The organism is Franzmannia qiaohouensis (assembly GCF_031451695.1).
Taxonomy (GTDB): domain Bacteria; phylum Pseudomonadota; class Gammaproteobacteria; order Pseudomonadales; family Halomonadaceae; genus Franzmannia; species Franzmannia qiaohouensis.
Window position 1 is genome coordinate 139,032 of sequence record NZ_JARWAM010000006.1, and the last position, 24,771, is coordinate 163,802.

23 protein-coding genes are annotated in these 24,771 nt (G+C 64.7%); 13 read left to right on the top strand and 10 right to left on the bottom strand.

Annotated features, from left to right (window positions below; all coding sequences use genetic code 11):
* Positions 1 to 100: 100 nt before the first annotated feature.
* Positions 101 to 1,399, bottom strand: coding sequence for a M18 family aminopeptidase (locus tag QC821_RS09735; RefSeq protein ID WP_309720314.1), 1,299 nt, complete (start codon positions 1,397 to 1,399; stop codon positions 101 to 103).
* A gap of 128 nt (positions 1,400 to 1,527) precedes the next feature.
* Here QC821_RS09735 and QC821_RS09740 point away from each other — a divergent pair, with 128 nt between their 5' ends.
* Complete coding sequence (locus QC821_RS09740) at positions 1,528 to 3,567, top strand: carboxy terminal-processing peptidase (protein ID WP_309720317.1); 2,040 nt, start codon at positions 1,528 to 1,530, stop codon at positions 3,565 to 3,567.
* A gap of 113 nt (positions 3,568 to 3,680) precedes the next feature.
* Positions 3,681 to 5,402: an NAD-dependent DNA ligase LigB gene (gene ligB / locus QC821_RS09745; RefSeq protein ID WP_309720320.1), complete on the top strand. Its 1,722-nt coding sequence runs from the start codon at positions 3,681 to 3,683 to the stop codon at positions 5,400 to 5,402.
* Here ligB and QC821_RS09750 read toward each other — a convergent pair.
* The 4 genes from QC821_RS09750 to QC821_RS09765 form a co-directional block, all read right to left on the bottom strand.
* The gene (locus tag QC821_RS09750; RefSeq protein WP_309720322.1) at positions 5,388 to 6,611 is read right to left on the bottom strand and encodes an RNA polymerase sigma factor; all 1,224 of its coding nucleotides are present in this window, start codon (positions 6,609 to 6,611) and stop codon (positions 5,388 to 5,390) included. The two genes, ligB and QC821_RS09750, sit on opposite strands and share 15 nt — an antisense overlap.
* A gap of 3 nt (positions 6,612 to 6,614) precedes the next feature.
* On the bottom strand, positions 6,615 to 6,974 hold the full coding sequence (locus QC821_RS09755; protein WP_309720325.1) for a YciI family protein: 360 nt from the start codon (positions 6,972 to 6,974) through the stop codon (positions 6,615 to 6,617).
* A 90-nt stretch (positions 6,975 to 7,064) separates the two neighbouring features.
* The gene (locus QC821_RS09760) at positions 7,065 to 7,691 is read right to left on the bottom strand and encodes a LysE family translocator (RefSeq protein ID WP_095621988.1); all 627 of its coding nucleotides are present in this window, start codon (positions 7,689 to 7,691) and stop codon (positions 7,065 to 7,067) included.
* A gap of 111 nt (positions 7,692 to 7,802) precedes the next feature.
* Positions 7,803 to 8,699, bottom strand: coding sequence for a LysR family transcriptional regulator (locus QC821_RS09765; RefSeq protein WP_422720101.1), 897 nt, complete (start codon positions 8,697 to 8,699; stop codon positions 7,803 to 7,805).
* A gap of 120 nt (positions 8,700 to 8,819) precedes the next feature.
* Between QC821_RS09765 and trpB the strand changes: the two genes are divergently transcribed.
* Positions 8,820 to 10,025 carry a tryptophan synthase subunit beta gene (gene trpB / locus QC821_RS09770; protein WP_309720332.1) on the top strand — a complete coding sequence of 402 codons (1,206 nt, stop codon included), beginning with the start codon at positions 8,820 to 8,822 and terminating at the stop codon, positions 10,023 to 10,025.
* Positions 10,026 to 10,045: 20 nt separating this feature from the next.
* Positions 10,046 to 10,864, top strand: a complete 819-nt coding sequence (trpA, locus tag QC821_RS09775; RefSeq protein WP_309720335.1) for a tryptophan synthase subunit alpha — start codon at positions 10,046 to 10,048, stop codon at positions 10,862 to 10,864.
* Between the two features lie 200 nt (positions 10,865 to 11,064).
* Here trpA and QC821_RS09780 read toward each other — a convergent pair whose 3' ends face one another.
* The gene (locus QC821_RS09780) at positions 11,065 to 11,970 is read right to left on the bottom strand and encodes a LysR substrate-binding domain-containing protein (protein ID WP_309720338.1); all 906 of its coding nucleotides are present in this window, start codon (positions 11,968 to 11,970) and stop codon (positions 11,065 to 11,067) included.
* A gap of 143 nt (positions 11,971 to 12,113) precedes the next feature.
* Between QC821_RS09780 and QC821_RS09785 the strand changes: the two genes are divergently transcribed.
* Entirely contained in the window at positions 12,114 to 12,809 is a 696-nt protein-coding gene (locus QC821_RS09785; protein WP_309720341.1) for an FMN-dependent NADH-azoreductase, read from the top strand.
* Positions 12,810 to 12,945: 136 nt separating this feature from the next.
* The gene (locus tag QC821_RS09790; protein WP_309720343.1) at positions 12,946 to 13,899 is read left to right on the top strand and encodes an OmpA family protein; all 954 of its coding nucleotides are present in this window, start codon (positions 12,946 to 12,948) and stop codon (positions 13,897 to 13,899) included.
* A 22-nt stretch (positions 13,900 to 13,921) separates the two neighbouring features.
* Here the strand turns inward: QC821_RS09790 and QC821_RS09795 are convergent, their stop codons facing one another.
* Complete coding sequence (locus tag QC821_RS09795; protein WP_309720346.1) at positions 13,922 to 14,662, bottom strand: SDR family NAD(P)-dependent oxidoreductase; 741 nt, start codon at positions 14,660 to 14,662, stop codon at positions 13,922 to 13,924.
* 113 nt (positions 14,663 to 14,775) lie between these two features.
* Here QC821_RS09795 and QC821_RS09800 point away from each other — a divergent pair, with 113 nt between their 5' ends.
* Positions 14,776 to 15,387, top strand: coding sequence for a TetR/AcrR family transcriptional regulator (locus tag QC821_RS09800; protein ID WP_309720349.1), 612 nt, complete (start codon positions 14,776 to 14,778; stop codon positions 15,385 to 15,387).
* Here QC821_RS09800 and QC821_RS09805 read toward each other — a convergent pair.
* On the bottom strand, positions 15,384 to 16,973 hold the full coding sequence (locus QC821_RS09805; RefSeq protein ID WP_309720352.1) for an MFS transporter: 1,590 nt from the start codon (positions 16,971 to 16,973) through the stop codon (positions 15,384 to 15,386). The two genes, QC821_RS09800 and QC821_RS09805, sit on opposite strands and share 4 nt — an antisense overlap.
* Before the next feature lie 111 nt (positions 16,974 to 17,084).
* Between QC821_RS09805 and QC821_RS09810 the strand changes: the two genes are divergently transcribed.
* The 6 genes from QC821_RS09810 (at position 17,085) to QC821_RS09835 (ending at position 23,045) form a co-directional block, all read left to right on the top strand.
* Entirely contained in the window at positions 17,085 to 17,888 is an 804-nt protein-coding gene (locus QC821_RS09810; protein ID WP_309720355.1) for a helix-turn-helix transcriptional regulator, read from the top strand.
* A 172-nt stretch (positions 17,889 to 18,060) separates the two neighbouring features.
* The gene (locus tag QC821_RS09815) at positions 18,061 to 18,993 is read left to right on the top strand and encodes a CysB family HTH-type transcriptional regulator (RefSeq protein ID WP_309720358.1); all 933 of its coding nucleotides are present in this window, start codon (positions 18,061 to 18,063) and stop codon (positions 18,991 to 18,993) included.
* 99 nt (positions 18,994 to 19,092) lie between these two features.
* A complete protein-coding gene (locus QC821_RS09820; RefSeq protein ID WP_309720361.1) occupies positions 19,093 to 20,145 on the top strand; it encodes a sulfate ABC transporter substrate-binding protein in 1,053 nt (350 codons plus the stop codon).
* 65 nt (positions 20,146 to 20,210) lie between these two features.
* Positions 20,211 to 21,041 (top strand): sulfate ABC transporter permease subunit CysT, encoded by an 831-nt coding sequence (cysT, locus tag QC821_RS09825; RefSeq protein ID WP_309720364.1) that lies wholly within the window; start codon positions 20,211 to 20,213, stop codon positions 21,039 to 21,041.
* 12 nt (positions 21,042 to 21,053) lie between these two features.
* On the top strand, positions 21,054 to 21,941 hold the full coding sequence (cysW, locus tag QC821_RS09830) for a sulfate ABC transporter permease subunit CysW (protein ID WP_309720366.1): 888 nt from the start codon (positions 21,054 to 21,056) through the stop codon (positions 21,939 to 21,941).
* A gap of 24 nt (positions 21,942 to 21,965) precedes the next feature.
* On the top strand, positions 21,966 to 23,045 hold the full coding sequence (locus tag QC821_RS09835) for a sulfate/molybdate ABC transporter ATP-binding protein (RefSeq protein WP_309720369.1): 1,080 nt from the start codon (positions 21,966 to 21,968) through the stop codon (positions 23,043 to 23,045).
* Between the two features lie 125 nt (positions 23,046 to 23,170).
* Here QC821_RS09835 and QC821_RS09840 read toward each other — a convergent pair whose 3' ends face one another.
* Together QC821_RS09840 and QC821_RS09845 are read right to left on the bottom strand one after the other, a co-directional pair.
* On the bottom strand, positions 23,171 to 23,554 hold the full coding sequence (locus QC821_RS09840; protein ID WP_309720372.1) for a VOC family protein: 384 nt from the start codon (positions 23,552 to 23,554) through the stop codon (positions 23,171 to 23,173).
* 26 nt (positions 23,555 to 23,580) lie between these two features.
* Positions 23,581 to 24,750, bottom strand: coding sequence for an MFS transporter (locus tag QC821_RS09845; protein WP_309720375.1), 1,170 nt, complete (start codon positions 24,748 to 24,750; stop codon positions 23,581 to 23,583).
* Positions 24,751 to 24,771 lie beyond the last annotated feature (21 nt).

Sequence of the window (24,771 nt, forward strand, 5' to 3'; positions counted from 1 at the left end):
ATCGATTACCCCGCTGCTCCGGCAGCGGGTTTTTTGCGTTCAGGAACAGCAGCTCGGCATCCAGCTAAGATCTGCGCTGGCCTGAGCGGCCAGCGCCAGCTCAGCTCAGCGTGGGGCGATTGAGGAAGGCCTTGAGGGCACGAATCATGTGTGCGACATCGCGGCTGCCGGCCGTCTCGCGGATCGAGTGCATCCCCCACTGGGCAACGCCCACATCCAGCGTCGGCACGCCGAGCTCGGTGGCGGTGATCGGGCCGATGGTACTACCGCAGCCCATGTCGGCGCGGGTCACGAAGGTCTGCACCGGCACCCCGGCCTCGCGGCACAGGTCGCGGAACATGGCCGCGGTGGCGCTGTTGGTGGCATAGCGCTGGTTGGCGTTGACCTTGATCACCGGCCCGCCGTTGATCGCCGGCCCGTGGGCGGCATCGTGCTTGTCGGCGAAGTTGGGATGCAGCGCGTGGGCGTTGTCGCAGGAGATCATCCTTGACGCTTGAATCAGCCGGACGAACGGCTCTTCTCCCGGCGTGCCGAGCTGTTCGCAGACCCGGCGCAGCACGTCGGCCAGGAACGGACCCTGGGCACCGCAGGCGCTGGCACTGCCCACTTCTTCATGGTCGTTGGCTACCAGCACCGCGCCCTGCTGGCCATCCGCGTCGAGCAGCGCCTCGAGCCCGATGAAACACGACAGCAGGTTATCGAGGCGGGCACTGGCGATCAGCTCACCGTTGACCCCGACCCGCGCCGGCGGCTGGGTATCGTAGAGCGCCAGTTCGAAGTCCAGCACCTCGGCTTTCTCCAGGCCGTGCTGCTCGTAGAGCCAGCGCCCCAGCAGCGCCTCCAGCCCCTGTTCCCCGCCGCCCTGCAGCAGCACCGGTGCCATCTGGGTCTGGGGATTGATGGCACGGCCGTTGTTGGCCTCGCGGTCGAGGTGAATCGCCAGGCTGGGGACGATCGCCACCGGTCGCTCGACGTTGAGCAGCATGCCCTGCAGGCGCCCATCCTCACGGCGCACATGAACGCGGCCGGCGAGCCCCAGGTCGCGGTCGAACCACGGCGCAAGCAGCGCCCCGCCGTAGACTTCCACCCCGAGCTGCAGCCAGCCTTGCTGGTGCAGCGTCGCATTGGGCTTGAGACGCAACCCCGGGCTGTCGGTATGGGCGCCAATCATGCGCAGCGCGCTGAGCGGTTCGCTAGGCAGCTGCAGGGCGATGATCGAGGAGTCGTTGCGGGTCACATAGACCCGCTCTCCGGGGCTGAGCTGCCAAGCCTGCGTCTCCTCCAGGCGACGGTAGCCGGCACGTTCCAGACGCCGCACCATATTGGCTGTGGCGTGCCAAGGCGTCGGAGATGCTTGCAGAAAGGACAGCAATCGTTCCAATGTAGCGTCGTGGGGCATGATCATCCTCATCTAAGAGTCTGTGTCCGGCGACGCAGGCTGATACAATGCCGGCTCGGCCATGGCAACTCAGGTGCCGGACGCTGGTCTAGGGAAGAAGTGTACATGAAACCGGGAGTGCTTCATTGATGAGCCTGATTGCAGCCATTCGGCAATTGAGTGCCCTTGTGCTGGTGCTGACGCTAAGCACCGCGATCCATGCCCAACCCGAACCCTCCGACGCTCAACGTCAGGCTGCCACCGAGGTCGCCGAATCGCTACGCTATGGCCACTATGCCGATGTGAGCCTCGGCAAGGCCTGGTCGCGGGAGGCCTTCCAGCGCTATCTGGACGTGCTCGACGGGCAACGGGCCTATCTCACCCAGGCCGATGTCGATGAATTTCGCGACCTCGAACGTCGTCTCGACGACGTGCTCTACGATGGCGACCTGGAACCGGTCTTCGCCCTGCACAGCCGCTATCAGCAGCGCCTGGAGTCGCGGCTCAACTGGATTCTCGATCGCCTCGACGAGGGCTTGAACTACACCTACGACGACGATGACCGTCTCGAGCTCGACCGCGACGAGGCGCCCTGGGCAGAGAGCCAGGCAGAGCTCGACGAGCTATGGCACAAGCGGCTCAAGAATGCCGCCCTCAGCCAGATCCTCAACGACCTCGACGACGAACAGGTCATCGACAACCTGCGCCAGCGCTACGAGGGCCAGCTCTCCCGGGTGCGTCAGACCAACAGCGAAGACATCTTCGGGCTGTTCATGGCCGCCATGACCAGCACCATCGACCCGCACACCGAATACATGTCGCCGCGCCAGGGTGAGTCCTTCGACATCCAGATGCGGCTGTCGCTGGAAGGCATCGGTGCGCTGCTGCAGAGCGAAGGCGAGTACGTCAAGGTCTCGAGCCTGGTGCCCGGCGGCCCCGCCGAGCGCGCCGGCGTGCTGGAACCGGCCGATCGCATAATCGCCGTGGGCCAGGATGACGAAGAGGAGATGGTCAACGTCATCGGCATGCGCCTCGATGAAGTGGTCGACCTGATCCGCGGCCCCAAGGGCTCGGTGGTGCGTCTCGACGTAGTGCCCGCCCAGGCCGTCGACATGACCCGCTCACGGGTGGTGGAGATCACCCGCGATACCGTCAACCTGGAGGACCAGGCAGCCAGCAGCGAAGTGGTCGAAATCCGCCGTGACGGCCGCGACCACCGGGTCGGGGTGATCAAGATCCCGACCTTCTACGTCGACTTCGATGCCTGGCAGGCCGGCGAGGACGAGTATCGCAGCACCACCCGTGACGTGGCCCGCGAGGTTGAATCGCTCAAGGAGCAGGGCGTCGATGGCATCGTCCTCGACCTGCGCAACAACGGCGGCGGCGCACTGCAGGAGGCCAACTCGCTGATCGGCCTGTTCATCGACCGCGGCCCCACCGTTCAGGTACGCGACGCCCGCGGCCGGATCAGCCTCTACGGCGACACCGAAAGTGGCAGCCTCTACGAGGGGCCGCTGGGTGTGCTGGTCAACCGCCTGTCGGCCTCGGCGTCGGAAATCTTCGCCGGCGCCATCCAGGACTACGGCCGCGGCCTGGTGCTCGGCAACCGCACCTTCGGCAAGGGCACCGTTCAGACTATCGACGACCTCAGCCACGGCCAGGTCAAGCTGACCCGCGCCAAGTTCTATCGCATCTCCGGCGAGAGTACTCAGCATCGCGGCGTGGAGCCGGACATCGTGTTCCCCAGCCTGCTCGACCCCGAGATCATCGGCGAGAGCGCCCTCGACAACGCCTTGGAGTGGGACACCGTGCGCGCCGTGCAGTACCGCAACTACGGCGAACCGTGGCGCTATCTCGAAGAGTTGAGCGCACAGCACCGCGAGCGCGTGGAGAGTCATCCCAACTTCATCTACCTCGAGTCCCAGGCCGAGCTGGCCCGCGAGCTGCGCGAAGAGCAGACCAGCGTCAGCCTCAACCGCGAGCAGCGCCAGCGTGAGATGGAAGAGCTGGAGAGCCGCCAACTGGGCCTCGAGAATGACCGCCGTCGCGCGCTAGGCCTCGACCTGCTCGACGACTGGGTCGACGCCCGCGGCGAGGATCAGGAGGAGAGCGAGCCCGCCGAGCGCGCCAAGCTGCTGGAAAGCGCCGAGGTACTGCTCGACTACACCCTGCTGTCCGAACGCCGCTAACTCGCACCACGCACTGCCCGCCTGCCCCGCCACCCTGGCGGGGCAGGCGTTTGTGTATTCGACTATGCTGATATCAACGCCGCGCCACGCACGGCAGCGACAGGGATGTCAGCATGCTCACCGACTCGACCCTCACCGCGGGGCGACCACTGCGCCGCCGCGCGCGGCTCCTTATCTTCGCCCTCCTGAGCAGCCTCGCCTGGCCGCTGCTGGCCGACGAATGCCGGCCCATCGACGAGGCCAGCCGCGCCCAGCTGGAGGCGCGGCTGGCCGAGTGGGACGCGGCCTACTACGCGCGCGGCGAGCGGCTGGTCGACGATAGCCTCTACGACCAGACGCGCCAGCGGCTGGCACGCTGGCAGGCCTGCAGCGGCGAGTCATCCGTCGTCACGGCGCATGAACCCGACGGGCCGCTCGAGCACCCGGTGGCCCAGACCGGCCTGGCCAAGCTCGACGACCGCGACGCCGTGGCGCGCTGGATGCAGCGCCGCCGGGCACACTCACTGTGGGTGCAGCCCAAGGTCGACGGCGTGGCCGTGACGCTGGTCTATGACGATGGTCAGCTGGTGCAGGCGATCAGCCGTGGCGACGGCGAGCGCGGCAGCGACTGGCTGGCGCATCTACGCCGGGCGCCCCACGTTGCGCAACGCTTGGCGGCCCCCTATCCCCCCAGGGTGGTACTGCAGGGCGAGCTCTATCAGCGCCTCGAGCAGCACGTTCAGGCCGAACACGGCAGTGCCGGGGCGCGCAGCGCCATCATCGGCCTGATGGCGCGCCACGCCTGGCAGCATGAGGCTGCCGCTCGGGTGGGGCTATTCGTCTGGGATTGGCCGGATGGCCCAGCCGACATGCAGCAGCGCCTCGAGCGGCTTGCCGCCTGGGGCTTCAGCGATAGCGTGGCGATGACCCAGGCCGTGACGCAGGCCGATGAGGTGGCCGCCTGGCGCCAGCGCTGGTATCGCGGCGCCCTGCCCTTCGCCACCGACGGCGTAGTGGTGCGGCAGAGCCAGCGGCCCGCCCCGCACACCTGGCAGCCGGCACCGCCGGCCTGGGCGGCGGCCTGGAAACACCCCGCTCAGCAGGCGCTGGCCGAGGTCCGCGGCGTCGAGTTCCGGGTCGGCCGCACCGGGCAGATCACTCCGGTGCTGCAGCTCTACCCCACCGCCCTCGACGACCGCACGATACGCCGCGTCAGCCTTGGTTCACTGCGCCAGTGGCAGCAGTACGACATCCGACCCGGCGACCACGTCACGATTCGGCTCGCCGGACTGACCATCCCTCAATTCGAGGCCGTACTAACCCACCGCCAGCCGCGCCCGCCGCTGGAGGTCCCTGACGCCGAGACATATCACCACCTCAGCTGCCTGCGTCTGACGCCCGGCTGTGAGAGCCAGTTTCTGGCCCGGCTGACGTGGCTCTCCGGGCCGGACGGCCTGGACATGGCCGGCCTCGGCGAAGGCAGCTGGCAGCGCCTGATCGACGCGGGACTACTCAAGGATCTGCTCGACTGGCGCGACCTCAGTCCCGCGCAGCTGCGCCAGGCCCACGGCGTCGGCGAGGTGCGCGCCGCGCAGTGGCACGCCCTGTTTGCCGACAGCGCCGAGCAGTCGCTACCACGTTGGCTGGCAGCCCTGGGGATGCCCAGGGTAGCGCCCGCGGCACTTCAAGACGCCAATGGCGATGTCACCCTGGCCGAACTGCGTCAGCGCTCCGCGGCCGACTGGCGCGCCGGGGCAGGCATCGGCGAGATCACCGCCGAGCGGCTGGTGGCGTTCTTCAGCGATTCGCGCATCAACGCCTGGCTCGACGCCCTAGCCGAGTCAGCCGAGGGCTGACTGCACCTCGGCCAGGCGGCGTTCGAGGAAGCGCCGCTCGGCGGCCTGGGTCGATAGCGCCAGCGCCTCGCGATAGGCCACGGCGGCCTCGTCATGGCGCATCAGGCGCCGCAGCAGGTCGGCGCGTACCGCCGGCAGCAGATGGTAGCCCGGCAGGTGAATCTCATCGAGCAGCGCCAGGCCGGTTTCCAACCCGTCGGCCATGGCGATCGCCACGGCACGGTTCAGCGCCACCACCGGCGTCGGCTGCATGGCGTAGAGCAGACTGTAGAGCGCTGCAATGCGTCGCCAGTCGGTGTCGGCGGCACTTGGCGCCTCGACGTGCAGTCCGGCAATCGCGGCCTGCACGCAATAAGCCCCGAGCGGACCTTGCCGAAACGCCGAGTCGAGCTGGGCGCGGCCCTCTTCGATCGCCTCGCGATCCCAGCGCGAACGTGCCTGATCCTCCAGCAGCACGATATCGCCATTCTCATCGAGACGCGTCTCACGGCGCGCATCGTGAAACAGCATCAAGGCCAGCAAGCCCCGCGCCTCGGGCTCGGCGGGCAGCAGGCCAACCAGCAGTCGGCCCAGGCGGATGGCTTCGTGGCACAGCTCCTCGCGTACCAGGCGCTCGCCGCCGCTGGCCGCATACCCTTCGCTGAAGATCAGGTAGATCACCGCCAGCACCGCGTCGAGGCGATCGTTGAGGGCGTCGTCATCCGGCACCTCGAAGGGGATGCCGGCATCGCGAATCTTGGCCTGGGCGCGCACCAACCGCTGGGCCAGGGTCGGTACCGGCAGCATGAACGCCCGGGCGATCTCCTCGGTGGTCAGGCCGCCCAGGGTACGCAGGGTCAAGGCAACCTGGGCGGGGCGCCCAAGCGCCGGGTGGCAGCAGGTAAACATCAGCCGCAGGCTGTCCAGCGGCACATCATCGTCATCCGGCGCCGGCGGCTCCCCCAGGGTCTGCTCGAGATGCACGACCAGCTCGCCCTGCTTGCGCTCGAGCATCTGGCGATGGCGCAGCTGGTCGAGCGCCTTGTGTCGGGCGGTGGCGGCCAGCCACGCCAGCGGACTGGGCGGCGTACCCTGCTCCGGCCACTGGCGCATGGCGGCCTCGAAGGCCGCCTGCAGGGCATCCTCGGCCAGGGCGAAGTCGTTGAATCGGCGAATCAGGCCGGCCAGCAGGCGGCCATGAGCCTCACGATAGAGTGCGTCGAGATTCATCGCCTACAGGCGGTAGGCGGGGTCCACCGGCCGCACTTCGACCGAGCCCCCGACGCGCAGTGGCGGAATGCGCCGGGCCAGCGCCAGTGCCTCGTCGAGGTCGCGACACTCCACCACATGGAAACCGCCCAACTGCTCGCGCGCCTCGGCAAAGGGCCCATCATGCGTCACCACCTGGCCATTCTGCTCGCGCAGCGTGGTGGCGCTCTCTACCGACTGCAGCCGAGCCCCGCCGCGGTAGGCGCCGCTGGTGACCATCTCCTGGATCAGCGCCTGGTAGTCGTGCATCACCGCATCGCGGGACGCTTCCGGCAGCCCTTCCCATAGCGCTTCATCGATACAGCACATCAGCATATATTGCATGACGGTTCTCCCGGTTGCCTGGCAGGGCGACGCGCCCTGATCACCCCTCTATCGTCACAGGTCGGCGTCTTTCGACATCGCCAGCTGGCGTCAGCGTTGCTTCATGGCCGCCACCGACAGCCCCGTGACTACGAAGGTCAGGCCGGCACCGACGTTGAGGCCGGCGACCACCCGCGGTCGCGCCTGCAGCCAGGCGGACAGTCGCGCCGCAAATACCCCCATCAGCGAGAAGCCCACCGCGGTCAGGGCGGCGAACCAGACACCGTAGACCAGCATCTGCGCCGTGACGGAACCCGCCGTCGGATCGACGAACTGCGGAATGAAGGCCAGCACGAAGAGCCCCGGCTTGGGGTTGAGGGCCGCAGAGAGAAAACCGATGGCGAAGATACGCGACAGCGGCTGGCGCCGGGCGGGAGCGAAGTGGATCAGGTTACGCGCCCTCAGTACCCGAATGCCGAGCCAGATCAGGTAGCCGGCACCGAGCGCCTTGACCACCCAGAAGGCCAGCTCCGAGGTCTGCAGCAGCAGGGTCAGGCCGAAGGTCGCCGCCAGGACATGCAAGAGGATCCCGGTACCGGAGGCCAGCCCCGAGGTCCAGGCCGCGCGCCACCCCTGGCTCAGGCCGCGTCCCACCGCCAGCAGGTTATCCGGCCCCGGAGCGAGCACCAGCAGAATGCAGGCTGCGGTATAGGCGACCCAAATCTCGAACGTAAACATTGGCCTCTCCTTGATCGACACCTCGTCCCGGTCACCGGAAAGGATAGAACGCCCTGGAAAAGGTGCCACTGTCGACGTATTTCGCCGTGGCGCCCCCAGTGGAGAGGTCGCTTATCGCGACAAGTGCATATCGTTCAGCTCGCGCCTGAGCCATTCGACCAGGCGAGCACTGCGCTCTTGATGGTCGCTGGGGGCAAGCCACAGACACAGCCGAGCGGGTGTCTCGACGCTCCCCCAGGGTGCGACGAGGCGCCCTGTCCGCAGGTCATCCTCGACCAGCAGTCGGGGCGCTATCGCCACACCCAGCCCCGCCACTGCCGCCTCCATCAGATAGTAGAGGTGGTCGAAGCCCTGCCCTTCGGTCAACGCCCGATCGAGGCGCATCGAGTCGAGTGCATGTGCGTGGGCCCACTGCGGCCAGGCCTGAGGCCGCGAGGCGGTATGCAGCAGCTTGGCGTCAAACAGCGTTGCCGGCCGCTGCGGATCGAACCGAGCGGCTAGCTGCGGACTCGCGACCGCGCAGATGTGCTCTGCCGACAACTCGATTACCTCCACGCCCGCCGGCCACGGCGGTTCAGAAAAGGTCAGCGTCGCGCTTACCTCGTCCCTTCCAGGGGTAGCGTCGCCCGCACTGGAGACGACATGCAGCTTGAGTTCTGGCAACTCACGATGCAGGTGATCGAGCCGCGGGATAAGCCAGCGTGCCAGGAGAGTGCCCGGACAGGCCAGGATGAACGGTGCCGCCTCGACATCGCGCTTCAACTGGGCACAGCCATCGCGCAAGCGGGCAAAGGCCTCGCCTACGCTGCGCTGTAGCCGCTCCCCGTGACTCGTGAGTTCCAGGCCTCGGCCTGCCTTGGCGAACAGTGCCACGCCGAAATGTTCCTCGAGGCTACGCAGCTGTCGGCTGACCGCACCGTGGGTCACGCTAAGTTCATTGGCTGCAGCCGTGACGCTGCCCAAGCGCGCGGTGGCCTCGAAAGCGCGCAAGGCGCTGAGGGAGGGCATGGTGTTTAGCATCGATCTGTGACTCAGGCTCACATAAAGCAGCCATCTTATCGATTTTTCACCCCGCCTGTCTGCGTTAGCTTCGCTGCATGACTTCCCACGATCCCTGCGAGGTGCCCCATGACCGACGACTCGATGCAGCCTGATGCCAATGGCATGTTCGGCCGCTTCGGCGGTCGCTTCGTCCCCGAGACGTTGATGCCACTGATTGCCGAGCTTCAGGCCGAATACGACGCGGCCCAGAGCGACCGCGAGTTCCAGTCCCGACTCGCCTACTTCCAGCGCGACTACGTCGGACGGCCCAGTCCTCTCTACTTCGCCGAGCGCCTGACCGAGCACTTCGGCGGAGCAAAGATCTACTTCAAACGCGAGGAGCTCAACCATACCGGCGCGCACAAGATCAACAACTGCATCGGCCAGATCCTGCTGGCCAAGCGCATGGGCAAGACACGCATCATCGCCGAGACGGGCGCCGGCATGCACGGCGTTGCCACGGCCACCGTGGCGGCACGCTTCGGCATGCCATGTATCGTCTACATGGGCACCACGGATATCGAGCGCCAGCAACCCAACGTGTTCCGCATGAAGCTGCTCGGCGCCGATGTCGTCCCGGTCACAACGGGTACCGGCACGCTCAAGGACGCGATGAACGAGGCCCTGCGCGACTGGGTGACCAACATCGACGACACCTTCTACATCATCGGCACCGTGGCGGGGCCGCACCCCTATCCCGCCATGGTGCGCGACTTCCAGGCGGTGATCGGACGCGAAACTCGCGCGCAGCTCCTCGAACAGGAGGGGCGTCTGCCCGACTCTCTCGTCGCCTGCATCGGCGGCGGCTCGAACGCCTTGGGCTTGTTCCACCCCTTCCTTGACGACGCGACGGTCGCAATGATCGGCGTAGAGGCCGGCGGCAAGGGCGTCGAGACCGGCATGCACGCAGCAAGCCTCACCGGCGGTGTGCCCGGTGTACTGCACGGCAATCGCACCTACCTGCTGCAGGATGGAGATGGGCAGATCGTCGATGCCCACTCGATATCTGCCGGGCTCGATTATCCGGGCATCGGTCCAGAGCACGCCTGGCTGCACGAACAGGGGCGAATCGACTACGTCTCGATCACCGATAACGAAGCCCTCGAGGCGTTCCAGAGCTGCTGCCGCCTGGAGGGCATCATCCCGGCGCTGGAGTCGGCCCATGCCCTGGCCGAGGTCGCCAAGCGCGCGCCGACACTACCCCGCGACCACCTCATGGTGGTCAACCTGAGCGGACGTGGCGACAAGGACATGATGAGCGTCGCCCATCACCTCGGTGAGGACTACCAATGAACGCTGCCAAGGAAACACCCATGCACGACGCCACTCGCCTCGACAAATGTTTCACCGCGCTCAAGGCGGCGCAAAGGCCAGCGCTGGTGACCTACATCACCGCCGGCGATCCCGACGTCGAGACCTCGCTTGATATCCTCAAGGGACTGCCGGCGGCTGGCGCCGATGTGATCGAGCTCGGCATGCCATTCAGCGATCCCATGGCCGACGGCCCGGTGATCCAGAAGGCCGCACAGCGCGCCCTCGAGAGTGGACAGAACATGGCCGGGACGCTCGAGATGGTGCATGCCTTCCGCCAGCAGGATACGCAAACGCCGCTGGTGCTGATGGGCTACTACAATCCCATCTACCGCTACGGCGTGGCGCAATTCCTGGAAGATGCCGCCCACGCCGGTGTCGACGGCTTGATCGTGATCGACCTGCCACCCGAGCATGACGCCGAGCTATGCCTGCCAGCCAGGGAGCACGGCATTGCCTTCATCCGCCTCGCCACGCCGACCACCGACAGCCAACGGCTCCCCCGGGTGCTGGAGAATGCCTCAGGCTTCCTGTATTGCGTCTCGGTGAATGGCATTACCGGTGGCCTCGCCCCGGCACTTCACGATGTCGAGCGCATGGTGGGCCATCTGCGCGAGCATAGCCACCTGCCGATAGCGGTCGGTTTCGGCATTCGCAGTGCCGAACAGGCAGCAGCGATTGGTCGGTTCAGCGACGCCGTGGTCGTCGGCTCGGCCCTGGTAGAGCGCATTGAAAGCGCCGAGCCCCGGCGCGGCGCCGTCGAGGCGGTTCATGGCCTAGTGCGCGAACTGGCCGAAGGCGTACGCCGAATTGCACCCTAGCAGACAGTTCTCGGACGCTGTCCAAGAGACGTGGCGCTGCACAGCATTCGGCTCCGGCGACTGCTCAGATCGGGCGCCTGGCCAGCAGCGCCCACACCCCCCGCGCCCGAAAGCAGCGAACCACCCGGTAGATTGAAGCCGCGCTGGGCACGCGGCGTGGACAGAAGCGGCCACGAAGGCCAGCCAGAGCTCGAGCACTCTCACCACTCCGTCCCCTTATTCGGCGCTTCTGCAAAAGCCCCTCGCAGCCACTCGGCCACCCGCTCAAGGGCAACATGGCCAGCGAAGCGGCTGTGCCGAATCAGTTGATAACGCAGCCCAGGAAGCCTTGGTCCGAAGGGGACCTGCAGCACGCCACGTTCAAGTTCATCTCTCACCAGCGTTTGGCTCAGCAGCGCCACGCCTTGGCCGGCAATGGCGGCCTGGATCGCATGGCTCTCGTCGGAGAAGGTCAGGCTCGCGCCCAGGTCGGCGATGCTGCCACCCGCCGCTTGGCACCAGTGCTGCCAAGACGGCAGGCCCAGCGTAGCGCAGTACCAGTCGAAGACGATGTGTCGGACCCTGTGCAGATCCTCATACCCGCTCAGCCCCAGCTGAGGGCTGGCCACCAGGGCAAAGCTGTCCTCCGCCAGCACCTCCGCCTCATACTCCGGGTAAGGCCCCATGCCGTAGCGAATCGCCAGCGCGGCATCGCGCGATAAATCCAGGGGCACTTCGCTGGCGTGAATGCGCAAGTCGATATCTGGGTGCCGTTCATGGAAGTAGGCCAGCCGCGGCAACAGCCAGTGGCTGGCAAAGGCTGGGGTGCAGGAGAGCGTGACGCTGGCCGGCGCCGTCTGCTCGCGCAGCGCCTCAAGGGCTTCACCGAAGGCGTTGAAGCCGTGGCACAACACCGGATACAGATGTTCCGCCGCCGCCGTCGGCACCACCTGGCGGACGCGCCGCTCGAACAGGGCCACATCAAGTAGCGCTTCCAGCTCCCTTACCTGCTGACTGATGGCCGCCGGGGTCACGCCCAGCTCCTCGGCGGCCTGCTTGAAACTGCGATGTCGCGCCGCCGCCTCGAAGGCGCGCAGCTGGGAAAGTGGCAACTGGCGTCGATTCATTGGAGGCTTACCCTGGAGGGCACTATAGGAAAGCTGAGTTTATTCATCTTCCAAGAATAGATCGTTTGTCAGCCCATTGTAATGGCATGGATCCTGTCACTTGCACATCACTATCGATGAACGCAGTTAACAGGAGATGACCCATGACCACCCTACTCCACCTTGATGCCAGCGCGCGCCCCGGACGCTCCGGGATCGATCCTCACGGCTCCCACTCGCGTCGTCTTAGCGCTCGTTTCGTCGAGCAATGGCAAAAGGCCCGTCCCGGTGACCGCATTCTCTATCGCGACCTGGGCCAGCATCCGCCTCATCCGGTCAGCGGAGAGTGGATCCATGCCGCCTTCACCAAGCCGGAGACGCGCGAATCCTGGATGCACGACGTTCTGGCCGAGAGCGACGCGCTGGTCGACGAGCTACTCGAAGCGGACCTGATCGTTGCTGGCGTACCGATGTACAACTTCGGCGTCCCGGCCGGCTTCAAGGCCTATATCGACAACATCGTGCGGGTCGGGCGCACCTTCGGCTTCGATCGCTCGCGCCAGGGGCTGCCCTACTGGCCTATGTTGACCGATATGCACAAGCGGCTGGTGGTGCTGAGCTCCCGGGGCGACTACGGCTACGCGCCAGGCGAGCGTATGGCCCATACCAACCACGTCGAGCCGCACATCCGCACCGTATTCGGCTACCTGGGCTTCGAGAACGTGCACGGTATCGCGGTGGAGTACGACGAGTTCGGCGACGAACGTCTGAAGGCCTCGCTGGCCCAGGCCGAGCAGGAGATCGACGCATTGGTCATGGCATGGGCGAAGAATCTCGAGGAGGACCTGGTCGACGCCTGATAGCCAACAGGCCACGCGCAGCGTGGCCTGTAACTGGTACCGAATGGGATCAAGCACTGGACATCGGCGGTCGATACGGCGATAAAAAAGCATCTTAAATATGCAAGCAACAATAACGACAATCAGGAAACATCAGATGGAACTGAAGCGACTGACTCATCTCGCCGCACTGCTGCTTGCCTGCTCGACGCCCGCCATTGCCGATATCGAAGGCTCCGCCGACCATCCACTACTCGGCCGATTCGGTGATGCCACCATCAGCGCCTACCAGGCCTCCAACTACGATGTCGCGACGCTGCCCAGTGGCCCGATCGCGAATGCCAGAGCAGTCGACAACCAACTCGAGCTCCAAGGCCGCGTGACCCGTATCGGCTACCGACTACCCGTCGCGCATAGCGCCCTCGAAGTCGCCCGAAATTATGAAGCCACCCTGGCCGAAGGAAATTTCGACGTCCTCTTCAGCTGTGCCGGCTCCGACCAGTGCGGATTCGGGTTCAGCCGCTACGTACTCAACTTGGGTGTAGTCTTCCCACGGGGCTTCGATAGAGCCGCATTCAATGAGAGCTTCCGCGCGCTGCTGGCCAAGCGTGCCGACGCGCAAGGTACGGCCCACGTCTTCCTCTATTTTATGGAAGACCGTGCCAATAACAGGACACTGGTGCGGCAGATCGTGGTCGAGAGCGAGCCGCTGCAGCTCGGCCAGGTCAGCGTCAAGGATGCCAGCGCCCTACAGGCTGCCCTCGATACCGATGGTAGCGTGATCGTCGATGGCATCTTCTTCGCCGCCGACAGCGCCACCATCGAGGCGGAATCGGCCGAAGCCCTCGAACAGATGGCCGAGCTGCTGCGCAGCGCACCGGAACTGGCCGTCTATATCGTTGGCCACACCGACAACCAGGGCAGCCTCGACTACAACCTCGAACTCTCACAACGGCGCGCCAATGCCGTCGTCGAAGCCCTGAGCGCTCTCGACGGCATCGACGCCGCCCGGCTGGATGCCCGAGGAGTGGCATCGCTCGCCCCGATAGCCAGCAATGCCGGTGACGCCGGCCGCGCGCAAAACCGTCGAGTCGAGCTGGTCTTGCAATAAGCAGACTGCTTCGCGCGCTTGGCTAGATATTGGCACCGCCGTCGATGGTGAATTCTGCACCGGTCACCGAACGTCCTTCCGGCCCCGCCAGCCAGGCCACCAGGCCGGCCACGTCGTCGGCCTCGTTGTAGCGAGGTATGGCCATCAAGCTGCGCTGGAGATCGGAGAGCTCTCCATCGGCGGGGTTCATGTCGGTATCGGTGGAACCCGGATGCACGATATTGACGTTGATACCGCGCGGCCCGAGGTCCCGCGCCAGCCCCTTGGTCAGCCCCACAAGGCCCGCCTTGCTCATGGCGTACAGGCTGATGCCGGGCCAGGGCACCCGAACGGCGAGGTTGCTGCCGATGGTGATGATGCGCCCGCCCTCTGGCATATGCCCCACCGCCGCCATGGCAGCCACGACGGGCGCCCGCAGGTTGATCGCGATCGTACGATCCAGCTCTTTCAAAGTAACCTCTTCGATAGACCCGGTCGGGAAGATACCCGCATTGTTGACCAGAATATCCAGCCCACCTAACTTGGCCACCGTGCGCTCGACGGCCGCCTTGAGCGCTGCGTCGTCAAGGTTGTCGGCGCGAATCGCCATAGCACGGCCACCCGCCGAGACGATCTCGTCCACCACTGTCTGCGCCTGGGCTTCGCCGCTGACGTAGGTCACCGCCACACTTGCCCCTTCCGCCGCCAGCCGCCGGGCAATGGCGGCACCGATACCGCGGCTGCCACCGGTGATCAACGCGACTTTGCCATTCATTCGCTGCATGCCTTGCCTCCGTTCTCTTGATTTATGTAGTGGTCATTACATAAACAAAATGGCTAGACATGCGAGTCGCTGTCAAGATATTTTGTAGTTATCGATACAAAAAGGAGCAAGACATGCCCCAACGCGGTAGGCCCCGCGGCTTCGATAGGGAAGAAGCCCTGCGCAGTGCCATGGAGGTGTTCTGGTCCCAGGGCTACGACAACGCCTCGCTTGCCGACCTGACCCGAGCCATGGGCATTAACGCTCCCAGCCTCTACGCTACCTTCGGCGGTAAGGAGACACTCTTCCAGGAAGCGGTAAAGCTCTACGTACGCACGGAGGGTAGCGGCATCTGGGAGCAGGTCGAAACAGCGCCGACGGCACGCGCTGCCATCAAACATGTGCTGCATGCCACGGCCGAGGCCTTCACGCGCGGTGCGACGCCACGGGGCTGCATGATCGTGCTTGCCGCCCCGCAGATGCAGGGCGCCAACTCACAGGTCTGCGATGCCTTGAAGGCGCACCGGCAGGCCAACGGTTGCCTGCTGGAGCGCCGACTGAGGCGTGCTGTAGAGGAAGGCGAGTTGCCCGCTTCCAGCGATTGCACGGCAATCGCCAATTATTACGTCACTTTGCAGCACGGCATGTCGATTCAGGCCCGTGACGGCGCCTCAAGAGAAACACTGCAGGCCATTGCCGACTGCGCCATGGCGAGCTGGAACGCACTGACTAGTTGTTCGGCCTAGCAGAGCGAGCAGGGCTCGCCTTCTTCGTCCGATCGCTCCTGAGCTTCTCCGCCTATCGCCCCGACATGGCGCAAGCTGACGATGGAGACCATCGCCAGCGCCAGGATGGCGATGCCGCCCACGGTGGCGGTCACGTTCAGCCCGGCGGTGAAGGCCTGCTGGGCTTCCAGCAATACGCCAGCGGGGAGGCTCTCGCCAGCCGCAACGGTGGCCCATAGGCTCTCCTCCACGATGCCCGCCACCTCGGCAGCGCCATTATCGGCCATCATCGCGCTGACCTGGGCGCGATAGACGAAGGTGGCCAGACTGCCCAGCAGGGCCACGCCCAGCGCAACGCCCAACTCCTGCACCATCTCCGACATGGCCGAGGCCGAACCGGCCTTTTCCGCCGGCGCCGCGCCTACCACCAGGTCGGTGCCCAGCGCAGCGATGGTACCCAGGCCGAGATAGACCAGCGAGAACCCGGCGATCGCCATGCCCACTCCGCTGGAATTCACGTCGACACTGGCCAGCAACCAGTAGCCCAGCGTCGAGAGCGTAAGGGCGGCGCCCACCACATAGCCAGGACGAATACGTCGCGCGATCAGCGGTGCCACGATGCCCGCCAGTACCATCATCAGCGCCGGCGGCCCCATCCACAGCCCGGCCGCCAACGGCGTAAGCCCCGCCACCAACTGTAGATACTGAGTTACCAGCAGCATGACACCGGAAACGCCGACCAGGCCCACCAGCAGTACGATCAGTGCTGCGCTGAAGGTGCGACTCCCAAACAGCCGCATATCGAGCAGCGGATTGGCCAGGCGCTGCTGACGGCGCACGAAGGCGACCGCCATTACCCCACCCAGCGCTAACGTCAGAATCGAAATGGGCTCGAGCCCCGCCTTGGCGATCTCCTTCACGCCATACACGGCCGGCAGAATCGCCGCCAGCGAGAGCAGCACGCTGGTGAAGTCCAGCGGGCCACTGCGAGAAGCACGATACTCCGGCAGCAGCATCGGCGCCGCGATCAGCAGTACGACCACCACCGGCACCGCCACCAGAAAGGCCGAGCCCCACCAGAAGCGTTCCAGCAGTACGCCACCCACCACCGGCCCCAGCGCCATGCCCAGGGCGAACATGGTGGCCCATATACCGATGGCCAGGGCGCGCTGGCGTACATCGCCGAACATGTTGCTGATCAGCGCCAGGGTCGACGGCATCAGCGTCGCACCGGCCACACCGAGCACCGCGCGGGCGGCAATCAGCATGGCGGCGCTGGTGGAGTAGGCCGCGATCACCGAAGTGACGCCGAAGGCCACGGCACCGATCATCAGTAGCCGGCGACGGCCGATGCGGTCACCCAGGGTGCCCATGGTGATCAAGAAGCCGGCGATCATGAAGCCGTAGGCATCCATGATCCACAGCGCCTGGGTGCTGCTCGGCTGCAGATCCGCCGCCAGGGCGGGCAGCGCCAGATAAAGAATAGTGACATCGAGGCCGAGCAGTGCCGTGGGCAATGCCAACACCGCCAGGCCGGCCCACTCCTTGATACTCGCCCGCTGCCGGGATGAACGCGAACTCGAGTCCCGCTCTGTGATGGTAACCATGCCATGCTCCTGTTCCTTGGGGTTGGCATGGTAGTCTTGACCTGATCTTATAGGGGTACAATATAGCCACTTATCCTATTACCATGAGCAACACCACACAGGAGCAATGCCATGGTAGGCCGCAGCCTCGACAGGACACGTAGCGAACTCACCGATTTCCTGATCCATCACCGCAACAAGCTGACGCCGGCCGACGTCGGCCTGCCCAGCACCGGACGCCGCCGCACACCGGGGCTGCGTCGCGAAGAGGTGGCAACCCTCGCCGGCGTGGGACTGACTTGGTACACCTGGTTCGAACAGGGGCGTGACATCAACGTCTCGGAGAGCTTTGTGCTCAACGTTTCCAAGGCACTCAAGCTCGACGACGCCGAATGCTGCCACCTGTTCCTGCTCGCCCACCGCCGCCCGCCGCCGGTGGAGGCTTACCAATGGCAGGCAATCCCGCCACTGGTGCAGACGCTGATGGACGATATGGCAAGGCCTGCCTATGTGATGAACCTGCGCTGGGACGTGATCGCCTGGAACGCCGCCGCCGATGCCCTGCTTGACTTCAGCGCTAGGGACCCCGGCGAGCGCAACATGATGCGCCTGCTGTTCGCCGACCCCGCACTACGCAGAAAGCTGCCCGACTGGCATCAGGATGCCTCCCGCCTGCTGGCCCAGTTCCGCTGCGACCTGGCGGCCGCCCCCGAGGACCCGGCCATGCAGGAGCTGATCGACGCCCTCACCAAGCTCTCGCCGGATTTTCGCCGCTGGTGGGAACAACCCAACCTGGAGGCCTACCGCTACGGCATCGGCACGCTTCTCGATGCCGACTCCAATCCGAGGGAGTACCAGCACGCCACGCTGCTGGTCGACGAGCATCGGCATCTCAGGATGGTGGTTTACTTCGCCTCCACAGGCTCCTTGGGATAAAAACAAGTATCTCGGTAAATCGAGATCGCTTTCTGAACCACACGAAACACGGGCTTGACCGGTGTGTTCCCCTCTCACCGGTGGGCTAATATACATATCGCAATAAATGCTTTTAAAGAATAAAAAAGATTATTTTATATTCTAATAAAATTTTTTAGCAGGAGGCCTCCGCATGAACTTTCAGCAGCTGCGCATCGTGCGGGAAACCGTGCGCCACCACTTCAACCTCACGGAGGCGTCCAACGCGCTATTCACCTCACAATCAGGGGCCAGTAAGCATATCCGAGACCTGGAGGAGGAACTGGGCATCGAACTCTTCGAGCGTCGCGGCAAGCGCATCCTGGGGCTCACCCAGGCGGGCTCCTCCCTGATCGAGATTATCGAGCGGATCCTGCTGGATGCCGAAAACCTAAAGCGCTCGGCCCATCAGCTGACCCATGAGGACCGAGGCAGCCTGGCTATCGCCACTACCCATACCCAGGCCCGTTATGCGCTGCCGCCGATCATCGCTCGCTTCAAGCAGGTCTTCCCCAGGGTTCATCTGGAACTCCACCAGTGTGGGCCCGAGGAAATTGTCTCGCTGCTCAAGGCCGGCAAGGTGGACATCGGCATCGCCACCGAGGCGCTCCATGAGGAGAGCCAGCAATTTGCCTGCTTTCCATTCTATCACTGGTATCACGGGGTAATCGTGCCGGAGGGGCACCCCTTGGACGATGGCGTACCGTTAACGCTGGAGCATATCGCTAAGCACCCCATCGTGACCTATCACGAGGGCTTCACCGGACGGGCACGCATCGACCAGGCCTTCTCCGCAGCCGGTGTGATCCCCGATATCGTGCTGACGGCGCTAGATGCCGATGTGATCAAAACCTACGTAGAGCTAGGGTTAGGGGTGGGGCTGATCGCTTCGATGGCTTATCACGACCATCGCGACCAGGGCCTGACCCTGCTCGATGCTAGCGACCTGCTGCCACGCAATACCACTTACTTGGCGCTGCGACGCGGGCATTTCCTGCGCTCCTATGCCTACCGCTTTCTCGAGCTGTGCCGCGAAGATCTCGATGAAGCCACCGTGCAGCAGGTACTAGCTGGGAAGGCAGCGTAAGCTCATTTTGAGATAAACTATCCATTTTTTGTTCGTTAATGTGCTTAGTAGACGGCGTTAGCCTGATGTCATCACCTCATGACTCACGGAGTTAACGCCATGCCTCATTGGACCCTTCGCCCCCATTTCACTCTGCTTCCCCTTGCTGCCGCCGTGCTGGGCAGCACCCTGCTCAGCGGCCTCTCGAGCAGTGCCATCGCCCAGGAACGCGTGGATCTGCTCAACGTTTCTTACGACCCCACCCGCGAGTTCTATCGCGAGTACAACCAGGCCTTCGCCGAGCATTGGCTGGAAGAAGTTGGTCAGCAAGTCAACGTGCGCCAGTCCCATGGTGGCTCCGGCTCCCAGGCGCGAGCGGTGATCGATGGCCTGGACGCCGACGTGGTGACTCTGGCGCTGGCCTATGACATCGACGCTATCCACGACCGCGCAGAGTTGATTCCGGCGAACTGGCAGGCGCGCCTGCCCAACAACAGCTCCCCCTATACCTCGACCATCGTGCTGCTGGTGCGCGACGGCAACCCCAAGAACATCCAGGACTGGGACGACCTGGTGCGTGACGACGTCGAGGTGATCACCCCGAACCCCAAGACCTCCGGTGGGGCGCGCTGGAACTACCTGGCCGCCTGGGGCTATGCCCTTGAGAAGTACGACGGCGACGAGGAGCAGGCCTACGAGTTCGTGCGCCAGATCTACGACAACGTGCCGGTGCTCGACCCGGCCGCCCGGGGCGCCACCAATACCTTCGTCCAGCGCCGTATCGGCGACGTCTTCATCGCCTGGGAGAACGAGGCCTTCCTGTCGGTGGAGCAGCTCGGCCAGGGCGAGTACGAGATCATCGTGCCCTCGCTCAGCATCCTCGCCGAGCCGCCGGTGACCGTGATAGATGCAAACGTCGATCGCAAGGGCACCCGCGAGGTAGCCGAGGCCTACCTGGAATTCCTGTACACCGACGAGTCCCAGCACCTGGCCGCCAAGCACTACTACCGGCCCAGCAATGAATCGATCCTGGCCGAGTATGAGAAGCTCTTCCCAGAGCTGAACCTGTTCACCATCGACGACGTTTTCGACGGCTGGAAGAGCGCCCAGGAGACCCACTTCAACGACGGTGGCGTGTTCGACCGCATCCTTGAGGAAATCAACCCGGGCTGAGAACACCACCCATTCAAAGTGTAGGGGCGCTCGCCCAGGGCGCCTCGAGCCGTTGAGGAACCATCATGTCCATCACCCTGCCACGCCGCCGGGTCATCCCGGGTTTCGGGCTGACCATGGGATTCACGCTGCTCTACCTGGGGCTGGTCTTCCTGATCCCGGTGGGCGCCTTCCTGCTCTACACCACCACCATGAGCTGGGAGACCTTCTGGAACGCCGTGACCCAGCGCCAGGTCGTGGCCTCCTACAAGCTCTCCTTCGGCGGTTCGCTGATTGCCGCCACCATCAATCTGGTGTTCGGCGCCCTGGTCGCCTGGGTGCTGGTCCGCTACCGCTTCCCCGGCAAGCGTCTGGTGGATGCCCTGGTGGACCTGCCCTTCGCCCTGCCCACCGCGGTGGCCGGCATCGCCCTGGTCACCCTCTACGCCAGCAGCGGCTGGGTCGGGCAGTACCTCGACCTGTTCGGTATTCGCGTGGCCTACACCCAGTTGGGGGTAATCGTGGCGCTGACCTACATCGGTCTGCCTTTCGTGGTGCGCACCGTGCAGCCGGTGCTTGAGGATCTCGAGGCCGAGTGGGAAGAGGCCTCGGCGAGCCTCGGTGCCGACCGTTTCACCACCGTTCGTCGGGTGATTCTGCCTGCACTACTGCCGGCGCTACTGACGGGTTATGCGCTGGCCTTCGCCCGCGCCCTGGGGGAGTACGGCTCGGTGGTGTTCATCTCCGGCAACCTGCCTTTTCGCACCGAGATCACCCCGTTGCTGATCGTCGCCAAGGCCGAGCAGTACGACTACCACGGCGCCGCCGCCATCGGCACGGTCATGCTGCTCGCCGCCTTCATCATGCTGCTGGTGATCAACGGCCTGCAGTGGTGGACCAGTCGGCGACACGGATAACAGGAGCCCATCGTGACCACCTCGACAACCGTTCTGGAAACCAACGACACCCTCGCCACCCGCTGGCGACGCGCCACCGAGGAGCCCGCCTGGCTGCGCCTAACGCTGATCGGCGTGGCACTGACCTTCCTGGCGCTGTTCCTGGTACTGCCTCTCACCGTGGTGCTGTATGGCGCCTTCGAGCAGGGCCTCGACGTCTGGTACGCCGCCATCCGCGACCCCGACGCCATGGCGGCGATTCGCCTGACCCTGCTTATCGTGGCCATCGTGGTGCCGCTCAATACCCTGTTCGGCATCGCCGCCGCCTGGGCCATCGCCAAGTTCGAGTTCCGCGGCAAGCCGATCTTGATCTCGCTGATCGATATGCCCTTCGCCATCTCGCCGGTGGTGGTGGGCCTGATCTTCGTGATTTTGTTTGGCTCCCAGGGCTGGCTGGGCCCATGGTTGTCGAGTCATGACCTGCGCATCATCTTCGCCGTACCCGGCATCGTGATCGTGATCGCCTTCGGCACCCTGCCGTTCATCGCCCGCGAGCTGATTCCCTTGATGCAGCAGCAGGGCAAGGAGGAGGAGGAAGCCTCACTGACCCTGGGCGCCAGCGGCTGGAAGACCTTCTGGTACGTCACCCTGCCCAACATCAAGTGGGGACTGATCTACGGAATCATCCTTTGCAATGCCCGCGCCATGGGGGAATTTGGTGCCGTAGCGGTGGTCTCGGGCCGGATTCGCGGCGAGACCAACACCATGCCGCTGCATATCGAGGTGCTCTACAACGAGTACATGTTTACCGCCGCCTTCGCCGTGTCGTCGCTGCTCACCGGCCTGGCCCTGGTCACCATCGCTATCAAGAGCGTGGTCGAGTGGCACGACGAGCGCCGCCAGCGCCTCGCCGCCAACTGACTTTCCCGCTTAAGGAACCCTGCCATGAGCATCGAGATCGACCACGTCAACAAGCACTTCCGCGACTTTGTCGCCGTCGACAACGTCAGCCTCACCTTCCGCGAAGGTGAGCTGACCGCCCTGCTCGGCCCCTCGGGGTCGGGCAAGACCACGTTGCTGCGCATCGTCGCCGGCCTGGAGCAGCCCGATACCGGGCGCATCCGCTTCCACGGCGAGGACACCACCGACCTGCACGTCAGCCAACGCGGAGTGGGCTTCGTTTTCCAGCACTACGCACTGTTCAAGCACATGACGGTGTTCCAGAACGTCGCCTATGGGCTAACCGTGCGGCCGCGTCGCAACCGGCCCAGCAAGGCCGAAATCACTCGCAAGGTCATGGAGCTGCTGTCGCTGGTCCAGCTTGACTGGACCGCCCACCGCTACCCTCATCAGCTCTCCGGTGGCCAGCGCCAGCGCATTGCCCTGGCCCGGGCGCTGGCCGTGGAGCCCAAGGTGCTGCTGCTCGACGAGCCCTTCGGCGCCCTGGATGCCAAGGTGCGGGCCGAGCTACGGCGCTGGCTGCGCCGCCTGCACGATGAGATCCATGTCACCAGCATTTTCGTCACCCACGACCAGGAGGAGGCGCTGGAGGTTTCGGACCGGGTAGTGGTGATGAACCAGGGCCGCGTGGAGCAGGATAGTTCGCCGGAGGAGGTCTATGACCACCCGGCCAACCCCTTCGTCTACCGCTTCCTGGGTAACGTCAATCTGTTCCACGCCCGGGTGCATGACGGGGTGGCGCGCATCGGCGACGTGGCGCTGCCCGCGCCAGAGTTCGAGGGCTATCAGAACGAGCAGGGCCAGGCCTATGTGCGACCCCACGAGATCGAGGTCTTCGCTGACCGCAATCACCAAGGCGCCCTGCGCGCCAAGGTAGAGCTCGTCTCGGTGGTGGGCCCCACGGTGCGGCTCGAACTGCGCACCGACAACAGCGAGGACCTGGTCCACGCCGAACTGCCCAAGCACCGCTTCCGGGCGCTGGGCCTCACCCAGGGCGGCAACGCCTGGATACGCCCGATCCACAGCCGGGTGTTTCTGCCCGACTCACGGGTGGCCAATGGGTAGTTCAATGCTGTGGTTTTTCGCTACTGGAAGAGTGCCCTTCGATTTTGGTTGCCACGTCATAGTCGACGGGCATGCTAGAGATTAGCACCGCCGGCGATAGTGGATTATTTCACCTCCGCAGCCGCTTAGGGGTAGACCACAAAGGCCAATTTATTGCCGTCGCCATCACGCACATAGGCCGCATAGAACCCTTCGGCGTACTGCGGCCGGTAGCCTGGCGCGCCTTCGTCACTGCCGCCATTGCTGATGGCTATCTCATACAACTTGTCGACCTGTTCCGGTGTGGTGAACTGGAAAGCCGTCATAGTGCCGTTTCCCACACTGGCTGCCTGGCTATCGAAGGGATAGCCGACAAAGAACCTGGGGAAGTCGAGGTCGCTTTCTCTTCCATAGGAAACGCAGGAATCATCTTTCCAGCAGATATCCCAGCCCATTTCAGCAAAAAGCGGATCATAGAATGTCAGTGCTTTTTCAAGATTCTTGGTACCCACCATCGTGTAGGCAATCATGCTGTTACACCTCCTTTCCAACGTCATCATGTCTCCGAGCGACAGCGTAGCGCAGCCTGTTTTCTGCGCCACTGCCCCAGCGCCCAACCCAGTGCCGGCAGCACCAACATCGCCGAGGCCCAGGCGCAGGCGGCAAAGCCATAGTGTGTGAAGATCGGCCGGTAGAGCAGCGCGCCGGCAAACACACACAGGTAGGTGATAGCGCTGTATAGCCCCATGATGGCCCCGCGCTGCACCGGGTCGAGTTCGGCAAGCTGGCGCATGAGCAGGTTCAAGCCCAGGTGATTGCCCACCCCCCAGGCAAGACAGAGCGCCAGTAGTACCAGCGGAAGCTCAGCGGCCGCCATCAGCCCCAGGTAGACAAGCATCAGACCGGCGAAGGACACACAGGCGGCAGCGCTGGCGCCATGACGATCAACCAACCGGCCCAGCGGTGCCGCGACGCCGAAGCCCAGGCCATAAACGGCAATGGCCAGCCCCGCGAAGGACGCAGGCAATTGCAGAACCTCGCCCAGGTGCGGGCCGAGATAGGTGTACAGGCCGTAGAACGCCGTCATATAGGCAGCGACATTCAGCAGCACCGAGCGAATGCCGGGAATTCGCAAGGCCTTGAGGGAGGAGCTCCGGGTTTCACCACCTGCACTGATTCCCCAGTGGCGGCAGCGCGATATTCCCAGTGCCAATACCACGGCAACCAGGGCCAGTACGGTAAAGACGGCGCGCCAGTGCAGCAGGTCGGCCAACAGCGCCGCAAGACCGACCCCGACCACCAGGCTCAGCGTCCATCCCGTCAGCACGAAACTCAGGGTCTGGCTCTCGCGCCCCTTCGCCGCCACCTGAGCGGTGAGGGTATAGATCGAAGGCAACGCCACGCCCGCCGCCAGCCCAGCAAGCCCCTGGGCTGCGATCAATGTCCAGAGCGCCGGCGAGACTGCGCCTAGCCCCAACGACACCGACAGCACCAGCAAGGCTCGCATCAGCGCCCGCTCGGCCCCGATGCGATCGGCCAACGCAGCCAGCAGCAGTGCACTGCCCGCCGTGGCCAGGCCATAGACCGCTGCAGCCGTCATCACATCAGCGGCGCTGCGCCCGGGGAAGGATGCCGCTACCGCGGCGGCGATGGGACTCAGCGTCAGCGAATTGGCACCGATCACGGCAATGGCTGCAGTTAATAGAACCAGATGACGACTGATCACGGTTCGCTCCAGATACAATTC

Excerpts from the sequence above, each read along its gene's own strand:
- QC821_RS09760 (WP_095621988.1), bottom strand. The coding sequence starts at position 7,691 with ATGTTTACGTTCGAGATTTGGGTCGCCTATACCGCAGCCTGCATTCTG.
- QC821_RS09810 (WP_309720355.1), top strand. The coding sequence starts at position 17,085 with ATGGTAGGCCGCAGCCTCGACAGGACACGTAGCGAACTCACCGATTTC.
- QC821_RS09815 (WP_309720358.1), top strand. The coding sequence starts at position 18,061 with ATGAACTTTCAGCAGCTGCGCATCGTGCGGGAAACCGTGCGCCACCAC.
- cysT (WP_309720364.1), top strand. The coding sequence starts at position 20,211 with ATGTCCATCACCCTGCCACGCCGCCGGGTCATCCCGGGTTTCGGGCTG.
- QC821_RS09740 (WP_309720317.1), top strand. The coding sequence starts at position 1,528 with ATGAGCCTGATTGCAGCCATTCGGCAATTGAGTGCCCTTGTGCTGGTG.
- QC821_RS09790 (WP_309720343.1), top strand. The coding sequence starts at position 12,946 with ATGGAACTGAAGCGACTGACTCATCTCGCCGCACTGCTGCTTGCCTGC.
- QC821_RS09755 (WP_309720325.1), bottom strand. The coding sequence starts at position 6,974 with ATGCAATATATGCTGATGTGCTGTATCGATGAAGCGCTATGGGAAGGG.
- QC821_RS09785 (WP_309720341.1), top strand. The coding sequence starts at position 12,114 with ATGACCACCCTACTCCACCTTGATGCCAGCGCGCGCCCCGGACGCTCC.
- QC821_RS09840 (WP_309720372.1), bottom strand. The coding sequence starts at position 23,554 with ATGATTGCCTACACGATGGTGGGTACCAAGAATCTTGAAAAAGCACTG.
- QC821_RS09800 (WP_309720349.1), top strand. The coding sequence starts at position 14,776 with ATGCCCCAACGCGGTAGGCCCCGCGGCTTCGATAGGGAAGAAGCCCTG.
- trpA (WP_309720335.1), top strand. The coding sequence starts at position 10,046 with ATGCACGACGCCACTCGCCTCGACAAATGTTTCACCGCGCTCAAGGCG.
- QC821_RS09735 (WP_309720314.1), bottom strand. The coding sequence starts at position 1,399 with ATGCCCCACGACGCTACATTGGAACGATTGCTGTCCTTTCTGCAAGCA.
- QC821_RS09795 (WP_309720346.1), bottom strand. The coding sequence starts at position 14,662 with ATGCAGCGAATGAATGGCAAAGTCGCGTTGATCACCGGTGGCAGCCGC.
- QC821_RS09765 (WP_422720101.1), bottom strand. The coding sequence starts at position 8,699 with ATGCCCTCCCTCAGCGCCTTGCGCGCTTTCGAGGCCACCGCGCGCTTG.
- ligB (WP_309720320.1), top strand. The coding sequence starts at position 3,681 with ATGCTCACCGACTCGACCCTCACCGCGGGGCGACCACTGCGCCGCCGC.
- QC821_RS09835 (WP_309720369.1), top strand. The coding sequence starts at position 21,966 with ATGAGCATCGAGATCGACCACGTCAACAAGCACTTCCGCGACTTTGTC.
- QC821_RS09805 (WP_309720352.1), bottom strand. The coding sequence starts at position 16,973 with ATGGTTACCATCACAGAGCGGGACTCGAGTTCGCGTTCATCCCGGCAG.
- trpB (WP_309720332.1), top strand. The coding sequence starts at position 8,820 with ATGACCGACGACTCGATGCAGCCTGATGCCAATGGCATGTTCGGCCGC.
- QC821_RS09780 (WP_309720338.1), bottom strand. The coding sequence starts at position 11,970 with ATGAATCGACGCCAGTTGCCACTTTCCCAGCTGCGCGCCTTCGAGGCG.
- QC821_RS09820 (WP_309720361.1), top strand. The coding sequence starts at position 19,093 with ATGCCTCATTGGACCCTTCGCCCCCATTTCACTCTGCTTCCCCTTGCT.
- QC821_RS09750 (WP_309720322.1), bottom strand. The coding sequence starts at position 6,611 with ATGAATCTCGACGCACTCTATCGTGAGGCTCATGGCCGCCTGCTGGCC.